This window comes from Pararhodobacter sp. (assembly GCF_034676075.1).
Lineage (GTDB): Bacteria > Pseudomonadota > Alphaproteobacteria > Rhodobacterales > Rhodobacteraceae > Pararhodobacter.
In genome coordinates this window covers 1-4,412 of sequence record NZ_JAUCCQ010000195.1, presented here as the reverse complement: position 1 = coordinate 4,412, position 4,412 = coordinate 1, and the positions used below count along the sequence as shown (strand labels likewise).

The 4,412-nt window shown below is 69.1% G+C and carries 5 protein-coding genes; 3 read left to right on the top strand and 2 right to left on the bottom strand.

What is annotated here, in order from left to right; all coding sequences use genetic code 11:
• Positions 1-94: 94 nt before the first annotated feature.
• Together VDQ18_RS22925 and VDQ18_RS22920 are read left to right on the top strand one after the other, a co-directional pair.
• Positions 95-859, top strand: coding sequence for an SDR family NAD(P)-dependent oxidoreductase (locus VDQ18_RS22925; RefSeq protein ID WP_107751345.1), 765 nt, complete (start codon positions 95-97; stop codon positions 857-859).
• A gap of 22 nt (positions 860-881) precedes the next feature.
• Positions 882-1,961, top strand: a complete 1,080-nt coding sequence (locus tag VDQ18_RS22920; protein ID WP_323023172.1) for an AbrB family transcriptional regulator — start codon at positions 882-884, stop codon at positions 1,959-1,961.
• Between the two features lie 26 nt (positions 1,962-1,987).
• On the opposite strand, the gene hemP is transcribed toward VDQ18_RS22920, so the two are convergent.
• Together hemP and bhcR are read right to left on the bottom strand one after the other, a co-directional pair.
• Positions 1,988-2,164 carry a hemin uptake protein HemP gene (gene hemP / locus VDQ18_RS22915; protein ID WP_107751347.1) on the bottom strand — a complete coding sequence of 59 codons (177 nt, stop codon included), beginning with the start codon at positions 2,162-2,164 and terminating at the stop codon, positions 1,988-1,990.
• Positions 2,165-2,235: 71 nt separating this feature from the next.
• On the bottom strand, positions 2,236-3,030 hold the full coding sequence (bhcR, locus tag VDQ18_RS22910) for an HTH-type transcriptional regulator BhcR (RefSeq protein ID WP_323023171.1): 795 nt from the start codon (positions 3,028-3,030) through the stop codon (positions 2,236-2,238).
• Positions 3,031-3,187: 157 nt separating this feature from the next.
• Between bhcR and bhcA the strand changes: the two genes are divergently transcribed.
• A complete protein-coding gene (gene bhcA, locus VDQ18_RS22905) occupies positions 3,188-4,387 on the top strand; it encodes an L-aspartate--glyoxylate aminotransferase BhcA (protein ID WP_323023170.1) in 1,200 nt (399 codons plus the stop codon).
• Positions 4,388-4,412: the final 25 nt, after the last annotated feature.

Sequence of the window (4,412 nt, the reverse complement as noted above, 5' to 3'; positions counted from 1 at the left end):
GTTTGCCCCCGCGTAACCGGCCTTGCCCTGCCGGGACTGCTTTCTCTTTGGTTTCAAGCGGTCTAGGCTCGCCCGCAAAGCAGGGAGGATGCTCATGGATACGCAACTTCAGGGACGTCACGCGCTGGTCACCGGCGGCGGTACGGGGATTGGCCTCGCCATCGCGCAGATGCTGGCCGGACGCGGCGCACAGGTCACCATCACCGGCCGCCGCGCCGATGTCCTGTCTGACGCCGCTGCCGCAACGCCCGGCCTGCACGCGCTGGCCATGGACGTGGCCGATGAGGCGAGCGTCGTCGAGGGCACGGCCAAGGCCGTCGCCGCGCGTGGCCCGGTCACCATCTGCGTCGCCAATGCGGGGATCGCCGAGGGCAAGTCGATGGCCAAGATGGACCTTGCCTTCTGGCGCAAGATGATGGCGATCAACCTCGACGGCGCGTATCTGACGGTGCGCGAATGCCTGCCCGGCATGCTGGCCGAGGGCTGGGGGCGTACGCTTTTCGTGTCGTCCATCGCCGGGATCAAAGGGCTGAAGGGGGCACCGGCCTATACCGCCTCGAAACACGGGATGATCGGGCTGATGCGCGGCCTGTCCGAGGATTACCTCGGCTCGGACCTCACCTTCAACGCGCTCTGCCCGGGCTATACCGACACCGATATCATCGCCCGCAACACCCAATCCATCGCCGCCCGCGCCGGGATCGACACCGACCAGGCGCGCAACATGATGGTCAAGACCAACCGCCACAAGCGCCTGATCACGGCCGACGAGGTCGCGGCGGTGGCGGCGCTGCTGGTCGGCCCGCAATCCTCCAGCCTCAACGGTCAGGTCTACGAGATCGCCGGGGGGCAGATGTGACGCGAGATATGACAGCGGGCGCATGTCGGGACTGACCCGGTTCACCAACGGCATCCCGCCGCTGACCATCCTGGCGACGTTTGGTCTGGGCGGCGCTGGCGGGTTGCTGGCCAGCTGGCTGGGCCTGCCGCTGGCCATGCTGCTGGGCTCGATGACCGCGGTCACGCTGGCCTCGGCGCTGGGGCTGCGGGTCGGCGGGCATGCGCTGGCCGTGCCGCAGAAATGGCGCTACGTGCTGGTGCCCATCGTCGGCACCGCCATCGGCGCCAGCTTCCCGCCGGATTTCGCCAGCCAGGCGCTGCATTGGTGGCTGACCATGGCGGCGCTGGTGGTCTTCATCCCCGCGGTGCATGCACTGGGCTATCTGCTGTTCGGCCGTCTGGGCGGGCTCAGCCGTCCGACCGCCTATTACGCCGCCATGCCCGGCGGCTTCATCGAATCGCTCGACATGGGGGAAAAGGCCGGGGCTGACATGCCGATGCTGATCATGCTGCAATTGTTGCGGCTGATCCTGTGCATCGTGCTGATCCCCATCGCCTTTTCCCTGATCGAGGGGCAGGCCGTCGGCTCGGCCTCGGGCCTTGCCGCGGGCGCCGGGCACGCGCCGCTCACCTTGTGGGACGCGGCCGTGCTGACCGCCATCGCCGTTTCGGGCTGGTTCATCGCCAGCCGCCTCAACTTTCCGGCCGCCGTCCTCTCCGGCCCCCTGCTGCTGAGCGGCCTCGCCCATGCGCTGGGCCTGACCGCGGCGGTGCCGCCGGTCTGGATGGTGCTGGTCACGCAATGGGTGATGGGAACCTCGCTGGCGGTGAGGCTTTCGGGCTTCACCCGGGGCGAGGCGGGACTGGCCCTGCGCCTGTCGCTGGCGCATGTCGGGCTGATGCTGGGGGTCGCGCTGGGCGTGGCGCTGCTGACCTCAGGCCCGGTGGGCGAGCCGATCTCGGCGGTGGTTCTGGCCTTCGCGCCGGGCGGCGTGACCGAGATGTCGCTGGTCGCGCTGTCGCTGCACCTGAGCGCGGTCTATGTCACGCTGCACCATCTGGCGCGCATCGTGCTGGCCGTGCTGGTGGCGCGGATCGGGCAGCGCTGGGTCGGGCTTTAGCGCCCGACCCCAGAGCCGTCAGCGCGTCACTTCGTCAGGATCAGCTTGCCGGCGCGGGTGATGCGCAGGTCATAGACCTTGCCGTCCAGTTCGATCTGCGCCTGCGTACCACCCTTGGTCAGCGCGCGGGCCGAATGCACGGGCAGGCCGCGTTGCGGAACCGCTTCGGCGCGGGTGAAATCCGGTTGGGAATAGAGGGACATAACACTCTCCATGGTCGGGTGAGCCTATTCCTGACAAAAACACTTGGATGAGTCAATCCCGATTTTAACACTCAGGATTTAACCGCCCCACCGATCGACTGGGTGATCTCGGCCGCCGCCGCCCTGACCCGGGCGCCCAGCTCCGGCAGCGCATCGGGCGGCAGGCGGAACACCGGCCCGCTGATCGACACCCCGGCGACCGGCTCGCCATGCGCGTTGAAGATCGGCGCGGCGACGCAGCGCATGCCCTCGGTCCGCTCCTGATTGTCCAGCGCCCAGCCCCGGCTGCGGGTCAGGGCGAGGTTGCGGGCCAGCGCCTCGGGCTCGGTGATCGTGGCCTCGGTGAAGCGGGTGAGCGGCGCCGGGTTCAGCCCCGGCATCCAGGCCATGAGCGCCTTGCCGATGCCCGAGGCATGAAGGGGCGAGCGTGTGCCGGGCGAGAAGAAGGCGCGGATCGCCTGATGGGTTTCGACCTGCGTCAGGAACAGGACCTCGCCCTGCTGCTCGATCCCCAGATTGGCGGTTTCGTTCGTGGCCCGCATCAGCGCCTGCATCGGTGCGCGCGCGCGTTCCACGACATTGGTGCGCCTGAGGAAGGCCGCCCCGGTGCGGAAGGTGCCCGAGCCGACGTGCCAGACCTGACCCCTTGGATCCAGCTCCACCATCTGCCGCTGCGCAAGGGTGGTCAGCACGCGGTAGGTGGTGGCGGGCGATTCGCCTTCGGCCTGCGCCAGTTCGGTCAGGGTCATCCCGTCCGACCCCGCCAGCGCCTGCAACAGCGCCATCGCCCGGTCCAGCGCCCGGATCGTGTTCTGTTCGGTCTTGTCGTGGAAGGCCTTGGGACGGCCGCGGCGGGACTCGGTCATGCGCCTCTCCGAAAATCATTTTCAACAGATGAAAAAGGATAGCAGCTTCGGATGATTGAGAAAATCACCCTTCAGGCACTTCTGAAAAAAGATTTCAAAAAAATTGAGGGCGGAGGACCCCCGGCCTAGGATCAGCGGACAACCAAGGAGCGCGACCATGACCGCCCACCAAGCCTTTGCCCAGAACCCGGTCTTCATCCCCGGCCCCACCAACATGCCCGAGGTCCTGCGCAAGGCCTGCGATGTGCCGACGCTGGACCACCGCTCGCCCGCTTTCGCGCGGATGCTGACCCCGGCGCTGGCGGGGGTGAAGCGGGTGATGGGCATGGCGGAGGGCGAAGTCTTTCTGCTGCCCGCCACCGGCACCGGCGGCTGGGAGGCGGCGATCGCCAACACGCTCTCGCCCGGTGACCGGGTGCTGGCGGCGCGTTATGGCGTGTTCTCGGCCCGCTGGATCGACCTCTGCCAGCGCTTCGGGCTGGAGGTCGAGGTGCTGGACACCCCCTGGGGCGAAGGCCTGCCGCTGGAGCGGATCGAGGCGGCGCTGAGGGCCGACCGGACCGGCCGGATCAAGGCGGTTCTGGCCACGCATAACGAGACGGCGACCGGCGTGCGCTCGGATATCGCCGGGCTGCGGCAGGCGATGGACCGGGCCGGGCATGGGGCCCTGATGATGGTTGACGGGGTCAGCTCCATCGCCTCCATGCCGTTCGATTTCAGCGGCTGGGGCGTCGATATCGCCGTGACTGGCAGCCAGAAGGGCTTCATGCTGCCGCCCGGGCTGGCCATTCTGGGCCTGTCGGACAAGGCGCTGGCGGCGATGGAGACTGCCCGCCTGCCCCGCACCTATTTCGACCTTGCCGACATGCGGCGCAGCATGGCCGCGGGCGGCTATCCCTATACCCCGCCGGTCGGGCTGATCGCCGGCCTCGCCGCCTCGGTCGCGATGCTGGAGGAGGAGGGGCTGACGCGGGTCCACGCCCGGCACCACCGCCTGGCCGAAGGCGTGCGCCGGGCGGTGGCGGGCTGGGGGCTGACGACCTGCGCCGCCTCGCCCGCGCTGGCCTCGGACAGCGTGACGGCGGTGCTGGCGCCCGAGGGCTCCGACGCCAACGCCTTCGTAGCCCGCGCCGCCGGGACCTATGGCATGGCCTTCGGCACCGGGTTGGGACAGCTGGCGGGCAAGGCCTTCCGCATCGGCCATCTGGGGATGCTGTCGGAACCGCTGATGCTGGCCGGGCTGGCGACGGCCGAGATGGTGATGGCGGATCTGGGCTGGCCGGTGCGGCTGGGATCGGGCGTTGCCGCGGCGCAGGATTTCTATCGCGGGGCCTTGCCGCTGGCGGCGGCGGCCTGAGGGCGGGGCTGACGCCCCGGGAAGG